At 49.5% G+C, this 20548-nt stretch carries 17 protein-coding genes; 11 read left to right on the top strand and 6 right to left on the bottom strand.

The genetic code is table 11. From position 1 onward, the window contains the following. The first annotated feature begins 91 nt into the window (after nt 1-91). The 4 genes from pafA to P2W70_RS26735 all read left to right on the top strand — a co-directional run bounded on the left by pafA (nt 92) and on the right by P2W70_RS26735 (nt 6728). Complete coding sequence (gene pafA / locus P2W70_RS26750; RefSeq protein ID WP_276484626.1) at nt 92-1756, top strand: alkaline phosphatase PafA; 1665 nt, start codon at nt 92-94, stop codon at nt 1754-1756. Nucleotides 1757-1943: 187 nt separating this feature from the next. Next, nucleotides 1944-4823, top strand: coding sequence for a M16 family metallopeptidase (locus P2W70_RS26745; protein WP_276484625.1), 2880 nt, complete (start codon nt 1944-1946; stop codon nt 4821-4823). Between the two features lie 371 nt (nt 4824-5194). Then, complete coding sequence (locus P2W70_RS26740) at nt 5195-6001, top strand: M57 family metalloprotease (RefSeq protein ID WP_276484623.1); 807 nt, start codon at nt 5195-5197, stop codon at nt 5999-6001. A 223-nt stretch (nt 6002-6224) separates the two neighbouring features. Then, nucleotides 6225-6728 (top strand): hypothetical protein, encoded by a 504-nt coding sequence (locus tag P2W70_RS26735; RefSeq protein ID WP_276484622.1) that lies wholly within the window; start codon nt 6225-6227, stop codon nt 6726-6728. A 66-nt stretch (nt 6729-6794) separates the two neighbouring features. On the opposite strand, the gene P2W70_RS26730 is transcribed toward P2W70_RS26735, so the two are convergent. The 3 genes from P2W70_RS26730 to fbaA all read right to left on the bottom strand — a co-directional run bounded on the left by P2W70_RS26730 (nt 6795) and on the right by fbaA (nt 10766). Next, nucleotides 6795-8273, bottom strand: a complete 1479-nt coding sequence (locus tag P2W70_RS26730) for a hypothetical protein (protein WP_276484621.1) — start codon at nt 8271-8273, stop codon at nt 6795-6797. Between the two features lie 70 nt (nt 8274-8343). Then, a complete protein-coding gene (locus tag P2W70_RS26725; RefSeq protein ID WP_276484620.1) occupies nt 8344-9402 on the bottom strand; it encodes a class I fructose-bisphosphate aldolase in 1059 nt (352 codons plus the stop codon). A gap of 296 nt (nt 9403-9698) precedes the next feature. Next, nucleotides 9699-10766: a class II fructose-bisphosphate aldolase gene (gene fbaA, locus P2W70_RS26720; protein ID WP_276484619.1), complete on the bottom strand. Its 1068-nt coding sequence runs from the start codon at nt 10764-10766 to the stop codon at nt 9699-9701. Between the two features lie 311 nt (nt 10767-11077). Between fbaA and P2W70_RS26715 the strand changes: the two genes are divergently transcribed. From P2W70_RS26715 to P2W70_RS26690, 6 genes are all read left to right on the top strand, one after another. Beyond that, a complete protein-coding gene (locus tag P2W70_RS26715; protein ID WP_276484618.1) occupies nt 11078-11737 on the top strand; it encodes a hypothetical protein in 660 nt (219 codons plus the stop codon). Beyond that, a complete protein-coding gene (locus tag P2W70_RS26710) occupies nt 11727-12494 on the top strand; it encodes a hypothetical protein (RefSeq protein ID WP_276484617.1) in 768 nt (255 codons plus the stop codon). The genes P2W70_RS26715 and P2W70_RS26710 overlap by 11 nt, the downstream gene beginning before the upstream one ends. A gap of 7 nt (nt 12495-12501) precedes the next feature. Next, entirely contained in the window at nt 12502-12849 is a 348-nt protein-coding gene (locus tag P2W70_RS26705) for a VOC family protein (protein ID WP_276484616.1), read from the top strand. Between the two features lie 54 nt (nt 12850-12903). After that, a complete protein-coding gene (locus P2W70_RS26700; RefSeq protein WP_276484615.1) occupies nt 12904-13422 on the top strand; it encodes an exonuclease in 519 nt (172 codons plus the stop codon). 33 nt (nt 13423-13455) lie between these two features. Then, on the top strand, nt 13456-13959 hold the full coding sequence (locus P2W70_RS26695) for a DUF1877 family protein (protein WP_276484614.1): 504 nt from the start codon (nt 13456-13458) through the stop codon (nt 13957-13959). A 93-nt stretch (nt 13960-14052) separates the two neighbouring features. Further along, on the top strand, nt 14053-14655 hold the full coding sequence (locus tag P2W70_RS26690) for a hypothetical protein (protein ID WP_276484613.1): 603 nt from the start codon (nt 14053-14055) through the stop codon (nt 14653-14655). Nucleotides 14656-14686: 31 nt separating this feature from the next. Here P2W70_RS26690 and P2W70_RS26685 read toward each other — a convergent pair whose 3' ends face one another. Beyond that, nucleotides 14687-15778: a hypothetical protein gene (locus tag P2W70_RS26685; RefSeq protein WP_276484612.1), complete on the bottom strand. Its 1092-nt coding sequence runs from the start codon at nt 15776-15778 to the stop codon at nt 14687-14689. A gap of 61 nt (nt 15779-15839) precedes the next feature. After that, nucleotides 15840-16640 (bottom strand): helical backbone metal receptor, encoded by an 801-nt coding sequence (locus tag P2W70_RS26680; protein ID WP_276484611.1) that lies wholly within the window; start codon nt 16638-16640, stop codon nt 15840-15842. A gap of 1238 nt (nt 16641-17878) precedes the next feature. Between P2W70_RS26680 and P2W70_RS26675 the strand changes: the two genes are divergently transcribed. Next, nucleotides 17879-18949: a hypothetical protein gene (locus tag P2W70_RS26675; RefSeq protein WP_276484610.1), complete on the top strand. Its 1071-nt coding sequence runs from the start codon at nt 17879-17881 to the stop codon at nt 18947-18949. 171 nt (nt 18950-19120) lie between these two features. Here the strand turns inward: P2W70_RS26675 and P2W70_RS26670 are convergent, their stop codons facing one another. Continuing rightward, nucleotides 19121-20482: a pyridoxal-phosphate dependent enzyme gene (locus P2W70_RS26670; protein WP_276484609.1), complete on the bottom strand. Its 1362-nt coding sequence runs from the start codon at nt 20480-20482 to the stop codon at nt 19121-19123. Between the last annotated feature and the right edge of the window lie 66 nt (nt 20483-20548).

Here is a 20548-nt window from a genome sequence, read left to right as displayed (position 1 = left end):
CTATGCCTCGGTGCCTTTCAATCCATTGTTGATCAAATTTTAATACGCCAATTTATCCCTCCGGTTATCTTTGCCGGAAATTTATAGCTCCATGCGGAAACTACTCCTGTTCTCCGGCCTCACCGCGCTTGCCCTGAATACTGTTGCACAAGCACGCAAGCCTGTTGCTGCCGCGCCCACTACCAATGTTAACAATCCCGTTCGTCCCAAACTCGTCGTGGGTATGGTCGTAGACCAGATGCGCTGGGATTATCTCTATCGCTATTACGACCGTTATAAAGCAGACGGCGGTTTCAAACGCCTCCTGCTGCAAGGCTTTACGGCCGATAATTGCCTCATTCCCTATACGCCCACCATTACTGCCTGTGGTCACACCGCCGTGTACACCGGTAGTGTACCCGCCATCCATGGCATTACCGGTAATAACTGGTATGATAAATACGAACAACGCAGTGTTTATTGCACAGAAGATAAAACCGTCAAATCGGTAGGTACTACCGGGGCCAATGGTGAAATGAGTCCCCGCAACATGCTCGCCAATACGATCTGCGACGAGTTGCGCCTCGCCACCAATTTCCGCAGCAAGGTGATCGGCATCGCGCTCAAAGACCGCGGTGGTATTCTCCCCGCCGGCCATTCGGCCAACGCCGCTTATTGGTACGATAGTAAGACCGGTGACTGGATTACTTCTACCTATTACATGAATGACCTTCCTCAATGGGTAAAAGACTATAACGCCCAGAAGAACGTCGATAAATACTACGGGCTCGATTGGAATACCATGTATCCCAAAGAGACCTATGTACAAAGCACGGCTGACGAACAACCCTGGGAAGGAAAATCATTCGGAGCCGATCAGAAAGGATTTCCCTATGACCTGAAACGCTTCATCGGTAAGAACTATGGCGCAATCTCCAGCACCCCCTATGGCAACGCCATGACAGCCGAGATCGCCAAGGCCGCGGTCATCAATGAGCAACTCGGTGCGGATGATATCACCGACTTCCTCGCGGTAAGTTTCTCCTCTACCGATTATGTGGGCCACGCATTCGGTCCCAACTCGATCGAGCAGGAAGATGATTTCCTCCGCCTCGATACCACCTTCGGCAATTTCTTCAAGTTCCTCGATGAGAAAGTAGGAAAAGGACAATACACTGTATTCCTGACGGCCGACCACGGCGTAGCACATGTGCCCGGATTCAACAAAGCCAACAAACTGCCTGGTGGCACCATTGAAGATGATCGCTGGAACAAAGAACTGGCCGCAGGTCTCAAAGAAAAGTTCGGTGCCGATAAACTCATCGCTGGCAGCTATAACTATCAGATCCACCTCAACCAGCATAAGATTGATTCGCTCAACCTCGATAAGAAAGCCGTGAAGCAATATATTGTTGATTACCTGAGCAAACAGCCGGGCATATCACGTGCTTTTGACCTGTCCGAGATCATGAACATACCTTTCACTGCGACGCAACGTGAAATGATGTCCAATGGCTGGTACCCCAGCCGCAGCGGCGATATCCAGATCGTGACCCAGCCAGGTTGGTTCGATGGTAGCGCGACCGGTACTACCCATGGTGCCTGGAACCCCTACGATGCACATATCCCCATGGTGTTCTATGGATGGGGCATCAAACAGGGCCGCACCAACCGCGAAACCTATATGACCGATTTTGCACCGACCATCGCAGCCCTGCTGCACATCCAGATGCCCAATGGCACCGTGGGTAAAGTGGTAGAAGAAGCATTCAAATAATCAGACATAAGTGATAATCAAAGGAGTGGGTCGGTAACCGGCCCACTTTTTTTATGCCTTCCCGCTACCGTTATCATAATCAGGCCGTAAATGGGTAAATAAGCGGATTTTATCCCCTTTTATACAAAAGGCAGTATTTTGTACACCCGTACGGATAATTTTGTACGGACTAAAAAAATACATGATCATGAACAAACCCTTCGCTGCCTGTACAAAATGGCTGCTGCTCCTGGTCGTTGCGATCACGGCTGCACCGGCATTCGCACAAAATGGCACGGTAGACCTGTCCACCAAACTGCCCATCGATCCCAAAGTGAAGATTGGCAAACTCGACAACGGACTGACTTTTTACATCCGCCAAAACAAAAAGCCCGAGCAAAAAGTAGAACTGCGCCTCGTGCTCAACGCAGGCTCCATCAATGAAGACGACGATCAGCAAGGCCTTGCCCACATGGCTGAGCACATGGCCTTCAATGGTACTACGCATTTCAAGAAAAACGATATCGTATCCTTTCTCCAGGATATCGGCGTTGGATTCGGCAACGACCTCAATGCCTACACGAGTTTTGATGAAACCGTGTACATCCTGCCCATCCCTACCGATAAACCCGGCAACCTCGAAAAAGGATTCCAGGTGCTGGAAGACTGGGCCCACAACGTCACCTATCTCGATGATGACATCCAGAGCGAAAGGCCCATCATCCTCGAAGAAAGCCGCCTCGGCAAAGGTGCGCAGGACCGCATGTTCAAAAAGATCTATCCCAAACTCTTCGAAGGTTCCAAATACGCCAAACGCATCCCCATCGGTATCGACAGCATCATCCGCAACTTCAAGCCAGATGCCATCCGCCGGTTCTACAAAGACTGGTACCGTCCCAACCTGATGGCCGTGATCGTAGTAGGCGATATCGAACCCGCCAAAGCAGAGGCGCTGATCCGTAAGCACTTTGCCGGAATGACCAATCCCGCTACACCCCGCACACGCGAATATGCCGACGTGCCCGCTTACAACGACAACGAGGCCATGGTCGTAACTGATAAGGAAGCCACGAATTATACCGTCTCGATCAACTACCCCGCTTTCAAAGACAAGCCTTCCTCCACCGTGGGCGACTACCGCGACTTCCTCGTCAAGCAAATGTTCACCTCCCTCATCAACCAGCGCCTGCAGGAGTTGACGCAGAAAGAGAACGCACCGTTCCTCTATGGTTCCGTCAGCTTCGGGTCTTATGCCCGTGGTTATGACGCCTTCGGCGGATTTGCTGCTGCTGGTACCGGTGATGTGAACAAAGCACTCAACGCCCTGGTAGAAGAAATTGAACGCGTAAAACGCTTTGGCTTCACTGCCTCAGAACTGGATCGCGCGAAGAAGTCCATGCTCGCCAATTACGAGCGCATGTACAACAACCGCGACAAGACCGAGAGCGATAACTACGTAGAAGAATATGCCAACAATTTCCTGCAACAGGAGCCCATTCCTGGCATGGACAAAGAATTTGAATATGCCAAAACCCTGCTGCCCGGCATCACCCTCGAAGATGTAAACGCAGTATCGAAGAAATTCAAAGACGATAAGAACCGTTTCGTGTATGTAACCGGCCCCGAAGCCAAACCAGGTGCAGCCTTGCCCGAAGGCAAAGACCTGCTGGCTACCATCGATGCGGCAGAAAAGGCCAACATCAAACCTTACGAAGAAAAAGCAGTAGCGACCACCCTGCTGGCCACTACGCCCAAAGCAGGTAAAGTAGTATCGAAGACGAAGAATGCAGTGCTCGGCACCACCGAACTGAAATTGTCCAATGGTATTACGGTGACCCTGAAGTCGACCGATTTCAAGAACGACCAGATCATGATGGGTGCTACCCGCCCCGGAGGAAAGAACAACTACGGACTGGCCGATAAATACAATGCGGAATATGCAGTACAATTGGTCGGCACCATGGGCGTCGGCGAATTCAGTCCTACAGACCTGCGCAAAGCACTGGCAGGTAAAACTGCCAGCGTGAGCCCCAACTTCTCTGCGATCTCGGAAGGCGTAAGGGGTAACTCGTCCGTAAAAGACCTGGAAACGATGTTCCAGCTTACCCATCTCTACTTCACCGCTCCGCGGAAAGATACCGCGCTGTTCCGCGCCTGGGTGCAACGCAACAAATCGCAGTTTGCCAACATCAGCGCCAACCCGCAGGCGGTATTTGTCGACACCCTGTACAAGACCATGTACAACAACAACCCGCTGGCGCCGGTAACAGTGCCCAATTCCAGCTTCTTCGATCAGGTGAACCTCGATCGCTCACTGGCTATCTACAAAGAGCGCTTTGGTGATGCCAGCGGTATGAACTTCGTATTTGTAGGAAGCTTCAAAGAAGAAGAGATCATCCCCCACATCGAGAAATACATCGCCAGTCTGCCCGCTACCGGCAAAAAGTTCTCTTTCGTAGACAACAAAGTGCGTCCGGTAACCGGCAATAAAGAACTGGTGGTCAACAAAGGAAAAGAAGAAAAGAGCCTGATCCTCGCCTTCTATAGTGGCGATGCGCCCTATAGTGAAGACCTCGACCTCAAGGTGCAGGCGATGAGCGAAGTGCTCAATATTCGTATCATCGAAGAACTGCGGGAGAAGGTACAGGGCATCTATGGTGGCGGTACGCAGGGTGGCCTGGAGAAATACCCGTACACCAACTACTCATTCCTGTTGCAATTGCCTTGCGGCCCCGAAAAGGTAGACACGTTGCTGAAGGCAGTCAGAAAAGAGTTTGCCGATATCGTGAGCAAAGGCCCCGATACCAGCTACCTGAATAAGGTAAAGATCCAGTGGCTGGAGCAGAACAAAGTACAGATGAAAGAAAATGGTACCTGGCTCGAGGGACTGATCAGCATGAAATTCAAAGGCGACGATCCGGATCGTTTCCTGCATGCAGACAAGTACATCAACAAGCTTACGCCTAAAGATATACAGCAGGCTGCTAAGCTGATCCTCGATGGCAAGAGCTCCTTTTATGCGATCCAGATGCCGGAAAATTATACTGGTAAATCCCCTGCTGGTAGCCAGCCTAAAAAAGGTTTCTAACAGGAACAGATAATACAGACCCGTAAGAGGTCATGTGAATTACATCGATACAGGCCCTGACAATATTAAATAATTGTCAGGGTTTTTTATTGGTAGCAAGGGTGTGTAAAGGATAACCTTTGAGGCTCAATGCCACACCCGTGCTGCAATCGGTAATATGGATGATTTTGGTAATATCTCTGCAACAGGGTTGCTATAATAATATTTTAACATGTCTTTTAATGCTATAACTTTCTAGTATAGTCGTGCAATTCTCCAGGTTTCCCCTAACGTTCCTGATTTTTTGGTAGCAAAGCTCTCCCCACAACACTGTGTGTAGTAATTCTGCATACCTGTCATTCTATTTTGTTTAACCAAAAAAGCAAAAACGCATGAGAAATGTTCTAAAAGTGGCAGCATTATTTGGTCTGCTCACCGTTGTCTTTTTTTCCTGTAAGAAAGATGCCAAGGAAGAGGCCGTCCAACAGGATGTGATCGCACAAGACGTATTGGACAAGATCTATCAGTTAGGTTTTGGCAATAAGAACGTGACTGTCCATCCTGAAGGTTACCTGGTAGAAGGCGATATCGTCATCACCAATGACGACCTTAACGCTACGCCCGATCGTAAATTGATCAGGGTAGGCGATGAGGAGCAATACCGCACTACCAACACCGTTACAGGTCTTCCCCGCAACATCACGATCCGTGTCAATTCATCACTGCCGGCTCGTTATATCACTGCAGTAGATGGTGCCATCTCGCGCTACAACGCGCTGGGGCTGCGGCTGACGTTTTCACGCGTAACGTCGGGCGGCAACATCGTGATCAATCCTGCCCCATCAGGAGCAGGTTACCTGGCATCTGCCGGTTTCCCCACCTCCAGTGGTAATCCTTATGGCTCCGTGCTCGTTAACAGAAGCTATCTTGACACCTGGAACATCAACACGGTCATTTCCATCATTGCTCATGAAGTAGGACATTGCATCGGCTATCGCCACACCGACTATGCCAACCGCGCTTACAGCTGCGGCGGCTCGGCGGTCAACGAAGGTCAGGCAGGAGTTGGTGCTATTCATATTCCCGGCACACCGACTACCAACGCCGTCTCCGGCTCCTGGATGCTTGCCTGTATCGGCAATGGTGTAAACCGTCCGTTTATCAGCAGCGATGTCACTGCCCTGAATTACGTTTATTAATCGATTCCCCCGGCAGCGATTACTACACTACTACGGCCGGCGCCATGGCGCCGGCCTTTTTATGTTTCCTTATTGAGCCGCTCCCACGATTTTAGTATAGAAAAAGTTAAAGGCAAATGCCCGCCAGCGGCGTAACTGTTAAGGAAAATCGTATTAACAAATCACCAGTAAATTAAGGACCACGTTTTGGGTCTGATACTACAGAACCAAATCTTTAAAGTGTATGAAACGAATAGCGATCGCCTTGTTGCTGGTATCAGGACTTACTTCTGCCTCCCAGCTTGCCAATGCCCAGGTAAGTGTCAGTGTGAATATCGGTACACAACCCCAGTGGGGACCCGTTGGATACGATAGAGCAGACTATTATTACCTGCCCGATGTAGAAGCCTATTATTATGTACCCCAACGACAGTTTATTTACCTGGATGCAGGACGTTGGATGTTTGCCGCCAACCTGCCCGGCAGGTACCGCAATTACGATCTGTACAGTGGTTACAAAGTAGTGATCAATTCGCCCCGGCCTTACGAGCAATTCTCCTACCACCGCAGCCAGTACAACCGCTATCGTGGATGGGGTGGACGCCAGGTGTGCATCCGCGATGATCGCCGCCGCTACGACGACCGCCGTCGCTATGATGACCGTCGCGACCGCTACGATCGCCATGACCGTCACGACCACGATCGTGGAAGAGGACGTGGCCGCGGACACGACCGCGATCGCTGGTAACAACGTTTTTCAGGATCAAAGGGATATATACAGCTCAACGAGGGCCTTGCATAGCAGGGCCCTTTTTTATTTTCGTATCCGTATCAATACATTTTGACCCGGTGGATATTCATTGACGATGTCATAACGCAAGCCCAGCTTTTCAAGACACTGCAACGTTACGGCATGACCAGATACGACGTAGTCGCTTTGCCGCAGTATCCTGATCAGGGCAGTGTCCGTGACCTTCGCGCCTTCATCGGGCAGGTACACAGGAGCAGGTTGGTAGGACGCGGGTAGCTGCGAATAGTAATTAATATAAGAACCCATTAAAGAATAACCAAGCGCTGGCTGCCGCGGCTGCCGGGCATACAGATCTTGCAATGCCTGCTTCGAGTTGGCCTGTAAGGGCCATTCATAACACCATTGCCGGTTAACTTGTTTCATGAACTGACCCACGAATACAAAGGCAACCACACCCGCAATCACCGTTCCGGTCCATTGAATGGCGGCCAGCTCTGGCTTCCAATCGCTCGCTGCATAACAGATCAGCAGCATGCCTGGTACGTACCATTGCAAAGCAGTGCGGAACAACAGGAAAGGATTCTCCAGGGCTACATGAAAAAGGAGATTCAGGAGTACAAGACTGATCAACGGTACAGCCAGGAGTAAACCGGTTAATGGCTTCTTTTGTCGGATGTATAGCCACAGGTACCAACCCGAAATACCCACAATCAGCAATAAAGAAAGATAAGCGAGGTAGGTGCTCAGCGTCCCATTAACCACCCGGTAAAGGCTGCCTTTCCAGACGGAACCAAACAGCGATTGTACAAATTGCTCATTGCCACCGTACGAAAGGTCTTTTCCATAAAATTTAATAAACAGCAGGTCTGCACCTGTTAGCAGCAGTAATAAGGAATAAAGGGATAAGAGCCTGGTGAAGCCACGGTTGGCAGCACGCTGCTCGGCGAGTGTAGTGGTTGATAACCAGCCGGCAAATCCAGCCATGCCCACCACCGTATAAAAGTAGGATAAGTTGGCGGCAATGGCCAGTGTATTGAAGAGCAGTACCCACCTCCAGGATCGCCAGCTAAAAGACATACTGGCTGCCCGGATAAACCACACGATACTCCAGGCCTGAAAGGTCATCGCCAATCCATAACCGCGTGCCAGCGAAAAGAAATCAAGTACATAAGGATTGAACAGGACCAACGCATAAAAGGCAATCCTGCCCATAGCGCCGTCAATATGTTTACCCAATAAAAATACTGCCCAGGCAAAGAAAGGAAAAGCCAGCACCGAATGAAGACGCAATAGCCCTGGTGCATCCCCCAACAGGGAGTGCCAGATCAGCATAAAAAAGCTATTCAGCCAATGGGTATTGGCACTGCCCGGCATAGCCCGGAAGTAATTGGTCTTGACCAGGTAGAAAGAGTAGGCTTCATCATGGGTCATGTCCATGCCCCAGGCATGTGACCAGATAAACCCCCAGACGCCCAGCGTCGCTAGGGTAAATACGGCAGCAAATTGACGATCTGGATCGTTGAATAAACGGAGCAGTGGCATAGAGGGCGAAAATTAATTAAAAAAGCCTTTGCGAATACAAAGGCTTTGTAAAATGTATGGCTGAGGCAGCTTACGCAATCGTAACGCCCGCATCGAGGTATACATCCTGGATAGCATGCAGCATGTCGACTCCCTCATTAAATGGACGTTGAAAAGCTTTGCGTCCAAGGATCAGGCCCATACCACCTGCCCGTTTGTTGATCACGGCAGTATAGACGGCATCGCGCAGGTCGCTGTCGCCCTTGCTTTCGCCACCACTATTGATGAGGCCTACACGACCGCTGTAACAATTCAATACCTGGTAACGGCAAAGATCGATCGGGTGATCGGAGGTTAGTTTGGAATAGACCAATGGTGAGGTTTTACCATGTTTGGTAGCCAGGTAACCACCATTGTTGGTAGGCAGCTTTTGCTTGATGATGTCTGCCTGAATGGTCACGCCCAGGTGATTGGCCTGCCCGGTAAAATCAGCAGCAGTATGATAATCTACCCCATCTACTTTAAAACCGGCATTGCGGGTATAACACCATAAAATGGTGCACATACCTAACTCATGCGCCAACTCAAAAGCCTCCGCGATCTCCTTTAATTGTCGGGTGCTTTCCTCCGATCCCCAATAGATGGTGGCGCCTACGGCTACGGCCCCCATATTCCAGGCGCTGCGCACCGTGCCAAACAAAGTCTGGTCATACCGGTTTGGCAAGCTCAGAAACTCATTGTGGTTGATCTTAACGATGAAGGGGATGCGGTGCGCGTACTTACGACTCATGATACCCAACACCCCAAAGGTAGAGGCAACACCATTGCAGCCGCCTTCAATGGCCAGCTTCACGATATTCTCCGGATCGAAGTACATCGGGTTGGGGGCGAAGGCGGAACCGCCGCTGTGCTCAATGCCCTGGTCTACGGGAAAGATGCTGCAATACCCGGTGTTGGCGAGGCGGCCATGGCCGAGCAGTTGCTGCAAGCTGCGCAGGGTTTGGTTGTTGCGGTTGCTGTTGATCCAGCTTTGCTCGATATGGTCGGGGGAGGGGAGGTGCAGCGTCGATTGGTCGACGGTCTTGCTGACATGCTCCAGTAAATAAGCGGCTTTATCGCCCAACAGATCTGTGATTTTTGTAGATGCCATGACAAATATTTATAGATGGTAGTAATCGGGTGGCATACCGTTGCCGGTAAAAAACTACGGATAGGCAGCAAACTACAGGCCTGGTGTGAAGGGGGATTGATTAAACAAGTCAAAACAGGATAGGGACCACCGGCAAAGCAGGAAAATGATAAAGTCGTGTGCAATAAATATAAAGAAAAAGTCCCGTCTGCTTGATAGCGGGACGGGACTTTTCAACGATGTAACACAATGTGAACGAACAACCACACAACGTCGTTCCACAAGGTGATGTATAGATTACCGAATTGCCGGCGCGATTACGCGTTGCGGTTGATACAGTTCAGGTCTTCAAAAGCAACTTCCAGGCGCTTAATGAAAGACTCTTCACCCTTGCGCAACCATACGCGGGGATCGTAGTGCTTTTTATTGGGCTTGTCGGCACCATCGGGGTTACCGAGCTGGCCTTGCAGGAAAGCTTCGTTCTTCTTGTAGTTGCCCAGGATACCTTCCCAGAACGCCCACTGCAGATCGGTGTCGATGTTCATCTTGATCGCACCATAGCCGATAGCTTCGCGGATCTGGTGTTGAGGAGAACCGCTACCGCCGTGGAATACGAAATAAACGGGCTTGGGACCAGTCTTCAGGGTCTTTTCAATATAGTCCTGGCTGTTCTTCAGGATCTCAGGGCGCAGCTCCACGTTGCCTGGGCTGTATACACCGTGTACGTTACCAAAGGCAGCAGCCACACTGAAGAGACGTCCAACCTTGCTCAGTTCGGTATAAGAGTAAGCCACGTGTTCGGGCTGTGTGTACAATTTATCGTTTTCGATACCGCTGTTGTCAACGCCATCTTCTTCACCACCGGTTACGCCGAGTTCGATCTCGATCGCCATACCCAGGGGTTGCATGCGTTTGAAGAATTCAACAGAAGTATGGATATTCTCTTCAATGGGCTCTTCAGACAGATCGAGCATGTGCGAGCTGAACAGGGGCTGGCCCTTTTCTTTGTAGAATTGTTCACCAGCATCGATCAGGCCGCTTACCCAGGGCAACCACTTCTTGGCAGCGTGGTCTGTGTGAAGTATAACCGGTACACCGTAGTACTTAGCTACGTTGTGGATGTGCAGCGCGCCGGAGATGCCACCAGCGATATTCGCCTGCAGTTTATCATTGGGCATGCCTTTACCAGCGATGAACTGGGCGCCGCCGTTGGAGAACTGAACGATTACAGGAGAGTTTACTTTGGCAGCAGCTTCCAGGGTAGCATTGATCGTGTTGGTACCGATGGTGTTCACTGCAGGCAGGGCAAACTGATTGTCTTTCGCATCTTTGTACAGGGCTTCCAATTCTTCTCCGAAGAGGACGCCGGCTTTATATTTTCCCATGATTCTGGTGTTTTTACCGTTGTTTAATTAATAAGATGAACTGGTTGTTGACGATTATTCAAGAAAAGGGGTTAATTCCTGATAATGCGCCGCGAAGATAAGGAAAGAAGCTGGCAACTCCCACCCCCGGGGCAGGATACGGCAGGATGCGGCGAAAATTGATAAAAGATCAGCAAGCCTTGAGACAGGGAGGCGCCAGCAAAGGCCTTTAGAATTAACCGGCAACCGGGGCCAGTACTTGCCAATTACCCTCAAAATGAATAATTTGGCACCCTATGACCCTTAGATCGTTGATAATGGCAATTGCAGCCATGATGTACCTCATGGCATGTGATCCACCGGCTGCCCACCCCGCCGCTGCTCCTACCCGGGCAGATTCCCTGATGGCCTTGAAGACAAAGTTCAAGCACGAGGACCTGCGGGAATTCTCCGTCAACACATCAGAGCTCGAATATTACGAAACCGTCGATAGCAATACTTATAACCTAATCTTCCAGGAAGGAGATCGAACCTATGACCGTAACGGCAGCCGGATCGACTATTACCATTCCTGGCAAAACCGGGATACTAATTTCATCGAGTTTACGATGATCACGTTCGATGAGGGAAGCTATTGCACCATTATTCGTTATTATGTCTTCGACAAGCAGGGCAAGTTCATTAGTAAGTTTGACCTGGCAGCCAGCTGCGGCGATGGTGGCTGGTCATTTTACCAAACTGGGCGACAAATCGACAAGACCCACTTTTCCACCGAGTCGGTAGAATCGGAATCTGACCTCGGTGAAACCATAGAAAAAGTAGAAGGGGATACGACGAGGCATACCATTCAATTGCTACCCACCGGCCTTTTCTCGCAAAAGCAAATTGCCAAAAAGCATTTTGTGCGGGAAGAACGGCCGGTGGCACCAACCATTTCAGACACTACAGTCACTACTTCAACACCCACCGACACTACGCCCCATGAGCCATAGAAGAATATTACCGGGTTGGCTGATCCTCATAGCAGCAATAGCCTGCAAGGACCCTGCACCAACCACTCAGCAACAATCAACTGCCGGCCAGTCCGTGAAGACTGCCTATCCCTGCGCGCCCCTGGCCAACAAAGACACCTTGTTTGCCATCGGCAACAGGATACTCGAAACTGGCGCACAGGAACATATCTGGAACCTGACGGAGCTCGATACGAGCCACTACTTTAACGTGGCCGATTATTTCGTCAGTGCCGATCGTAAAGACCAGCTTGTCTGGATCGAAGGACAGGCAGGTGGATCAGCCGGAACTGCCAGGAACCTCCTGTTATTGTTGCGCTGTGCCGATAGTCTGCAGGTGATCGGCGCGGAGCAGGTGGGCGATGTTTCGCTGGCAGACATTAAGGACCTCAATGGGGACGGGATCAAAGAAATTATCAGTCAATCCAGTTTTAGCTGGATGGGCGAGTGTGGCAATAGCTACCAGATCATCAATTACAAAGGTGGCGTGAGAAACGAACTGTTGCACCTCCAGGGAATGTCAATACTCGATTGCGGGCTCGACAGCGTGTACAGTCACATACAGGAAGGTGACACCCTGGAAACACGACTGGACATAAAACTCTTACCCCGGGAATCTGCACGCTTTGCCGTACAGCAGGTACGTACCGTTAAGATTCACCAGGGAGGTGCAAACGATGCTGACATTAAATCCAACCTGCTGGTCCGGGTGGATACCACCATTATACCACTGAAATAACATGATCATGGAATTACGCCTCATCGTCATAAGAACTCCCAATCCGCAGCAGTTGGCAGACTTTTATACGCAGCTGGGCTTAGTATTTGACTATCACCAGCATGGCAATTCTCCCTATCATTATGGCGCTTCGATCGGCCAAACACTCATCGAAATATATCCATTAACCAAAAGCCAGACAGAGGCCGATAAAAACCTGCGCCTTGGTTTTGCAATGGAGCAATTCGATGATCGAATAGCGGTATTAAAAGAAAAGCTAGTGCCATTTGCCACGGAACCCGTGCAAACCGAATTCGGCTATATGGCCGTGGTCATCGATCCCGATGGCCGCAAAGTGGAGCTTTACAAGGACTGAATGTAATAACAAGGCATGTTGGCCCAATCAACACTCAATCAAATTATACACTCCATGGCCTACATTATGGTCGATATAGAAAGTGACGGCCCCATCCCCGGCGATTATTCCATGATCTGCTTCGGCGCCGTTATCGTGCAGGAAGGGTTGGACAAAACCTTTTATGGTCAATTGAAACCCATAGCCGACAAATTTATTCCGGAAGCACTCGCCGTCTCAGGTTTTACCCGGGAAGAGACCATGGCTTTCGATGACCCCAAAACGGTCATGGAGAATTTTGCAACCTGGCTGAAAGCCCATGTCAAAGATCGGTCGGTATTCATCAGCGACAACAACGGGTTCGACTGGATGTTCATCTGCTGGTACTTTCACCACTTTACCGGCAGCAATCCCTTTGGTTTTAGCTCCTATAATCTTGGCAGCCTGTACAAAGGATTGGTTAAAGACACCTTCCAAAACTTCAAACACCTGCGTAAAACACGGCACACACACCACCCGGTCGATGACGCCAGGGGTAATGGAGAAGCCTTATTGCACCTGAAAAAAGAGCTGGGTCTGAAGATCAAGTTGTAATTTAGTACTCCAACCCCAACCTAAACAAGTAACATGAGTCAAAGCGCCACCCTGTACAGGATTGGTGCGACTGATTTCGAGTCAGTCGTACAAGACCCGGCATATGCCCGCTTTAGGGCACTGAGCAAGGAGTTCGTTAGTTTGCAGGGAACTCACGAAGGGTTTCGGTTTCTGTTGTCAATCGGACGGTCGGCAGCGGAAAAGGAGCTTGTTACCCAGCTCTTTTATCCGGCAGAATCGCTGGAAGATGCACACGAAGGAGAAGATTTGAGTGGCGACGCCATACATTACAACAACCCAGATAAAGTATTTGCCCTGGCCTCCTTACTAGCCGGCGTTGATGATACCACCCTTACAAGGCTTTATGATGCCAATGAGTTGAATGAAAACGATGTGTATCCCGGCGCATGGAGTGTTACCACCTCGGCCGATATTGCCTTTAATGTCACACATATTTTGCAGGAGTGGCCGCTGTTGAAAGGGCTATACACCCGGGCAGCTTCCGATGGAGATGTGGTGATTAGCTTTGTTGGGTAAGCTGCTTATTTATTTCTCCGACTTATCCGGGGAAATAATACCTGATACTACAAAGTGTATTCCCTTACCGGAAAATGACACTAACATCAAATTATGAGTAATCAACTAGTTTTCTATGTCCGGTCATCCGCTTTTGATAGAGCGCGGGCTTTGACATTTGAAGACGACATGATTCGGTTCGACGACAAGGACCGGATAGGTCAAACAGAGCCCAGCATTGCATGGAAGGATTTTGATGGTGTACGGATGGGGGTGAAATGGGTCAAAGGGTATGTTTTCGTGATCGGCAGAATTTATTGTATCGACATTCGGTCATCAAAAGGAGAAAAGATAAAGATCCGGTTGAAATCTATCTACGGCATAAACAAGGACAGAATCGATGGGAAATTTAAGGATATTGTCAATGCCCTGTATGATCGGATACTCGATGAAGTCATCACTCACCAGGTACAGTTGGTAGAGAAGGATGGATGTGCTGAAATAGCAGGCGTGCAGGTGACTAGCAAAGGAGTACGCTGGAACAAGGGAATGGTAGTAAGCTGGAACGACCTCGAGATAAAAGCCTTCACTAACTATTTTGCTATTTTCCAAAAGTCGATACCCGGTAATTACAAGGCGCTGGAATATGTAGACGAATGGAATTGCCACGTGCTGTACAGCGTGATCACCCTGCTATTACAGCATAAAGCCTGTTGATTCAGGCAGATTCGTAGCCTTAATTGGCGAATCAATCCTCAAACTTCCCCAGGTTCTTTTGGATCAATGCCAGGTTTTTCTGTAGCGTTTGTTTCAACTGACGTTTGACCAGCTTTCCCATTGAGTCGCTTTTGAAGAAGGCCGGGCTGTTGAAGTATTGGCCCAGCTCGTGTTTCAGCTGCCACAACTTATCGGCTGTGGAGATGCGGTCGCGGGCCATGATGTTGAGCAATTCCATCAGCCGGAACCTGGTCGACGCCACCCTGAATGCCATCATCGTTCTTTCTTCTGCCTGGTACTGCTCGATCGATTCGCGGTTGAGGTAGCGGCTGCACAAATTCACTAACTCGAGATTCTCCTTGAAGAACTGAGGCAGGTACAGGTTCTTACGTCCCTCATACGACTGCTGGTCGAAGTCGATAGCCCGGATACGGTATTGATAGTCTTCGATATCGGGCGTTATGTCCACCACAAAATTGTACGACCGCATATCACCCAACAACCGAACAAAACAGCGCTCGTTGAATTTCACAAACTCCTTCGCCAGCCTGATCTTGTTGGTAGCGCTATCGTTCAGGTGTGTTTTGACAAATACATCGCCCGGTATACCAGGAATATGCTCTTCTACCAGCGTATTTTTATGCGTGAGATAGGTGATACGATTGGGCGATAGCAGGTGTTCCAGCTCCAGCCCATAGATGCGCGAGGCATCGTTGATCTTGATATAAAAGTGATCGTAGTTGTCGTTAAACTTATTGATGATCCGGATACGGAACGGATGGCTGTTACCAAAACTGCAATAGTCGATCCGTGCCACATCGAGATGCGCTGTAAAGGTCAGGTCGCCTTCCGTTTTCAGAAAGGCATACATCTTCACCAACCCCTCGCGGATATACTCCCAGTCGCGCATATCGTACAGTACTTTTTCCCAATGCGTGTCGATGCCGTTCTTATCCTTCAGCGGGATGGAATACGTATACCGCAGCAGGTCGTTGTACGACACCGGCAATTTCACCTCGCGGCCATGAACCTTCAGGTATTGGCGCAGTTGGTCCTGCACAGGAAACATCGGCTTCTTGCGCGACGGCTTGTTGTTCTCTTCAGGCGTAAAATCGTACGTCAATGGTATGTCCTCGGTGGTTGGTGAAAAAAGGCCAGCTATACAGGATGGCTGAAACGGGAAATTACTGAATCTGTCCGACTTGCACTTGCTGTAGTAAGGATTGGAAATACGCGGGTGCCCCCAGTAACCGGCTACCATACCAGCTGAAGTATTCGCCATCCACCAGCAGGATGCGCGTATGCGGCAGATAGGCCTGCAGCTCCGCAATATGTTGCTCTTTGAAAGGGTAGGGTTCGGAAGACAGTAGCAATAGCTGGCAATCGGCGGCCTGCAAAGCTTCTACGGAAGTAGCGGGGTACCGTGCCTGGTTGCCAAATACATTCAGGAGACCGCAATGAGTGAGCATGTCATGAACAAAAGTATCATGGCCTACCGTCATGTAAGGATCACGCCAGATGAGGTAAGCAGTCCGCAGCGGCTTTGATAAGGGAATCAGTGAAGCAAAACCGGTTTCGATCTGTAGTGCAAGGTCTACCGCCAGGGTAGCTCTGTCGGTGATCATACCAAGCGCGCGGATCATGGCCTGCGAGTCGGCCAGGGTATTGACATCACTGATCCAGACCGGGTACTGGTGAGCCAATGCTTCGACCTGCTCGCGCACGTTTTCTTCTTTATTGGCAATGATCAGGTCAGGCTGCAGGGCAGCCACCAGTTCGGGTTTTACAGTTTTGGTGCCGCCTACACGTCGTTTGTGGCGAAACCAGCTGTCGGGATGTACGCAGAATTTGGTAATACCCACCACTTCCGTTTCCAGTCCCAGGCTAAACAACAGTTCTGTTTGCGAAGGCACCAGCGAAATGATCCGCTGTGGTGACGACGGTAACGAGATGCTGCGCTGAAGCTGGTCGGTATACGTGGGCATACGACAAAGCTACTACGTGAGCAGGAATAAACAGGAAAGCAGTAAAGGAACGATCAACAAGCAATGAAGGTGAAAATCATGGCTATACCGGAAAAGTACGCGTGGCAAGTAATCTGGGAATGAAAATAACGTTGTACTGGATGAAATTGACCAGTGAAAGAAAGTTGGTCAGGTGAAGTGTTCCGCTAACTGTTGGCGGGAGACCGCTGCTGCCTCCTGCTAAATAGAATAAGGGTCAATCTAGCAGGAGGGTATTGGATTGCAGGCGGTTCTTAACACACAGGAATTGGAACTCGTTGGTTTTCCTTTCGGACGTTGGATCTTACACTTGGTTTTTCAAGGATACGATCAACTTGGTTTCTTTTCGGACAATTGGACTTCTGGACGGTTTGACTTGGACTTAGGACATTGGTTTTTTCAATAGGACTGGACAATCGTTAGTTGGACTTGGACATTGGACTTGGACTATTGGACATTTGGATTCGAGACAAAATAAAAGAAGTTGATTGATACTGGATTTCTGGATTTTCCTGGATATTGGATGCGTTACTTTGGTTTCTCCCGGATATTGGAATGATTGATAAGCTATCAATCAACTTCGAATACAAAGATATATCCACAAGGATATGTTAACAAGAGCAATACTTCTCGATTTAAAAATTCGGTATTTACTGCAGAAATCGTAAGACTTTCAGGGAAGAACTAGTAGAGTAACGAGGGAGATCTAGGAATAATACGAAAAACATCTGTCAAAGGCTTGCTTTCGTTGATTGCTGTCAAAAACTGCATAAGAAAGATACGAGTTATCCACATAGGTAGAGCTATATTAAAAACATTTAATCTGTCGGCTCCGCCCCAAATAGCTCCTCTATGAATCGGGGTCACTCGGCGTCGATTGCCACCCATTGACCGAATAAACTTTCAAACCGCCTCATTCCGGGCCATCTTTACATCGGTTTACAAGAGGAACCCTTTTTAACCCCCTAAACATTCGGGTGCTCTTAATCGAACATTCATGGAAACAGGTTTTACCGCCTGAAACGCATTGTCTCTGATTAAAAGATTTTCCCCCGTTGGGCTGATTAGCAATAATCAGCCCAATTTTTTTGCTGCTGCGCGATGATTAGTCGTTTTCTAGTTAAGCTATGGAAACAACCTGCCAGATAGTATGGAAAAATAACCCCTGGGCATCCCATTGTTAAGCCCCCGATGTTATGATAAAACCTTTTGTCATTGCCATGCTAGCTTTCACGGCGTTATCAGCCTGCCGCGAAAACAGTCTCCCCTACTACAGCATCACGGATTTCGACAAGCGTTGGCAGCCATATCTCGTTACCACCCTCAATCATGGATATGTAAAATCCGACACCGCCTATTCTTACCTGGAGAAGCACCTGCCCGATATTGAATTGAAAAAACTGCAGCGATCAGAACACCCATTACTAAGGGCGATGGCTTATAGCATCATGATGTACCGGCCCTCCATCGATCATTTTAACCTGATCATGGACAACCTCGACGATACAGCGATCATAGCCGATGATGGGGGAGAGTGGGGAATACAATTTTGCACGGTATCAGACTTTCTTTTGCTACATGGGCGATGGAAGGATAGTGTGGCAAAGGCAAAGACCATCCACCAGGTGCTGCTGCACCATAACCAATTAAAATCGGCCTACACCGTGCTTGGTCAAGTACCTCCGGTGGAAACTTACTACGAAGCCATCCGGGAAATGGCAGCGCGTTCTTTTGGTCGGAAAGATGGTCTTGGACAACCAAGCTTGTATCAGCAGGAAAACGCCTGGATGGCGCTTGCCAGGTACCGGAAAAAAGAAGACATCGAACTGATCAGTTCTCAGATAGAGACTCAAATGGGGCTGATCAGCGAAAAAGCCTTTGAGATCATACAAGCTTATCCCGATGAGGTTTACTTCAAGATCCTACAGGACTTCCAGGAATGGAAGTTTAAGCGCGTTTTTTGCCAGAAAGACCCATATGATATTGCTGACGATTATATCCAGGCGGTAGCGGTTCATAAGACAGCCGCCAGCAGTGATCTCCTTCAAGCGATTCTCAAAACCCAACTTTCCCGACGCTGCCGGGGTAGCAGCGAAGAGTTGAAAAAACTGGTATATGACGCGGTATGGGACAATCCCTGTCCTGCTTACGCGGGACTGCTGAAGCAGGCCAAGGTCTTTCGTGCCGCCCGGCCGGATTGGTATCGCCCGCAACTCCCTACCGATCCGGATTCCCCGGTGCCTGAAGATCCCCGGCTGCCCGATCCGGAGCCGGTGCGCTGGTGGTATTGAAAAATAATCCTTGTTATTCGCTGTTATTCAATTAATTACAAAGGTCTATTGCACTTGGTTATTCGTTGAGTGTATCAGGGAAGCACGCTAATAGCATGAGTACCAGTCTGCTATAGGCCTAGGGATAACACCGAAATATACTGTGTATGCGCTAAAGCGATATTTGGGTGATTAGTTACCCAAAGCCTGGATCACGTCGTACTTGGTCACGATATGCAGGCTGCCGGCCTCGTCTTTGCTCAGTACGGCACCATTGTCCTTATTAATGAGTGTACGCAGCTTCTCGAGCGGTGTATTGAATTCTACGATCGGGAAAGCAGGCTCCATCACACTTTCTACCGTGGCCGTTTTAATATCGGGATTGGAAAATACTTTCTGGAATAAACCACCTTCACTAATGGCGCCAATAGGGCCATTGCCATTTACCACAGGAATATGCTCGATATCGTGTTTGCGCATCAATTCCACCGCGTCGGATACGGTATGCTTGGGGTCGATGGTCACCAGCTTCTGGCGCGCGGGGCGGCCATTCACGATGTCGCGGAAAGTCTTCACATCGAGGAAGCCCCTTTCCATCATCCATTGGTCATTGTAGATCTTGCCCACATAGCGACTGCCATGATCGTGGAAGATAGCCACGACTACATCTTCCGGCTTCAGTTTGTCTTTCAGTTGCATCAGGCCCTGCAGACAGCTACCCGCACTATAACCACAAAACAGTCCTTCTTCTTTCGCGATGCGGCGGGCCATCACCGCACCATCCTTATCCGTTACCTGTTCGAAATGATCGATTACGCTCATATCATAGTTCTCCGGCACAAAATCTTCACCAAAGCCTTCGGAGATATAAGGATGCACTTCGCCCATATCGATCTCACCGGTATTGAAATATTTCGTGAGCAGCGAGCCATACACGTCGATGGCCCATATCTGGATATTCGGGTTCTTTTCTTTCAGGTACATGGCTGTACCGGTTACCGTACCGCCAGTGCCGGCAGTGCACACAAGGTGCGTGATCTTACCGTCAGTTTGTTCCCACAGTTCAGGGCCTGTAGTTTCGTAATGCGCCAGTCTATTGGCCAGGTTATCATATTGATTGCAATGGAAAGAATTGGGGATTTCCTTGGCAAGCCGGCGGGCGATGGAATAATAGGAGCGGGGATCATCGGGCTCCACATTCGTAGGGCATACGATCACCTCAGCGCCTACGGCCTTCAGAATATCCATTTTTTCTTTCGATTGCTTATCGGTGGTCGTGAAAATACATTTGTAGCCCTTTACACAAGCGGCGAGCGCCAGGCCCATACCCGTATTGCCACTGGTACATTCGATGATGGTGCCGCCGGGCTTCAGTTTGCCTTCCTTTTCTGCTACCTCTACCATCTTCAATGCCATACGGTCTTTGATGCTGTTGCCGGGATTGAAATAATCAACCTTCGCCAGTATCGTGCCGGGTAAATCGCGGGTAATCTTGTTCAACCTGATCAATGGCGTATTGCCAATCGTTTCCAGTATGTTGTTCTTGATGTTCATAGCCTGGTATTTGTGCCCACGAAGGTACGGAAATAGGAGGGGGTGGCAATGCTGGCTCCCAATAGC

The sequence above is a fragment of the Paraflavitalea pollutisoli genome (assembly GCF_029360705.1).
GTDB classification, from domain to species: domain Bacteria; phylum Bacteroidota; class Bacteroidia; order Chitinophagales; family Chitinophagaceae; genus Paraflavitalea; species Paraflavitalea pollutisoli.
Note: the sequence above shows the minus strand (reverse complement) of the source record. Positions and strands in the feature narration are given on the sequence as shown.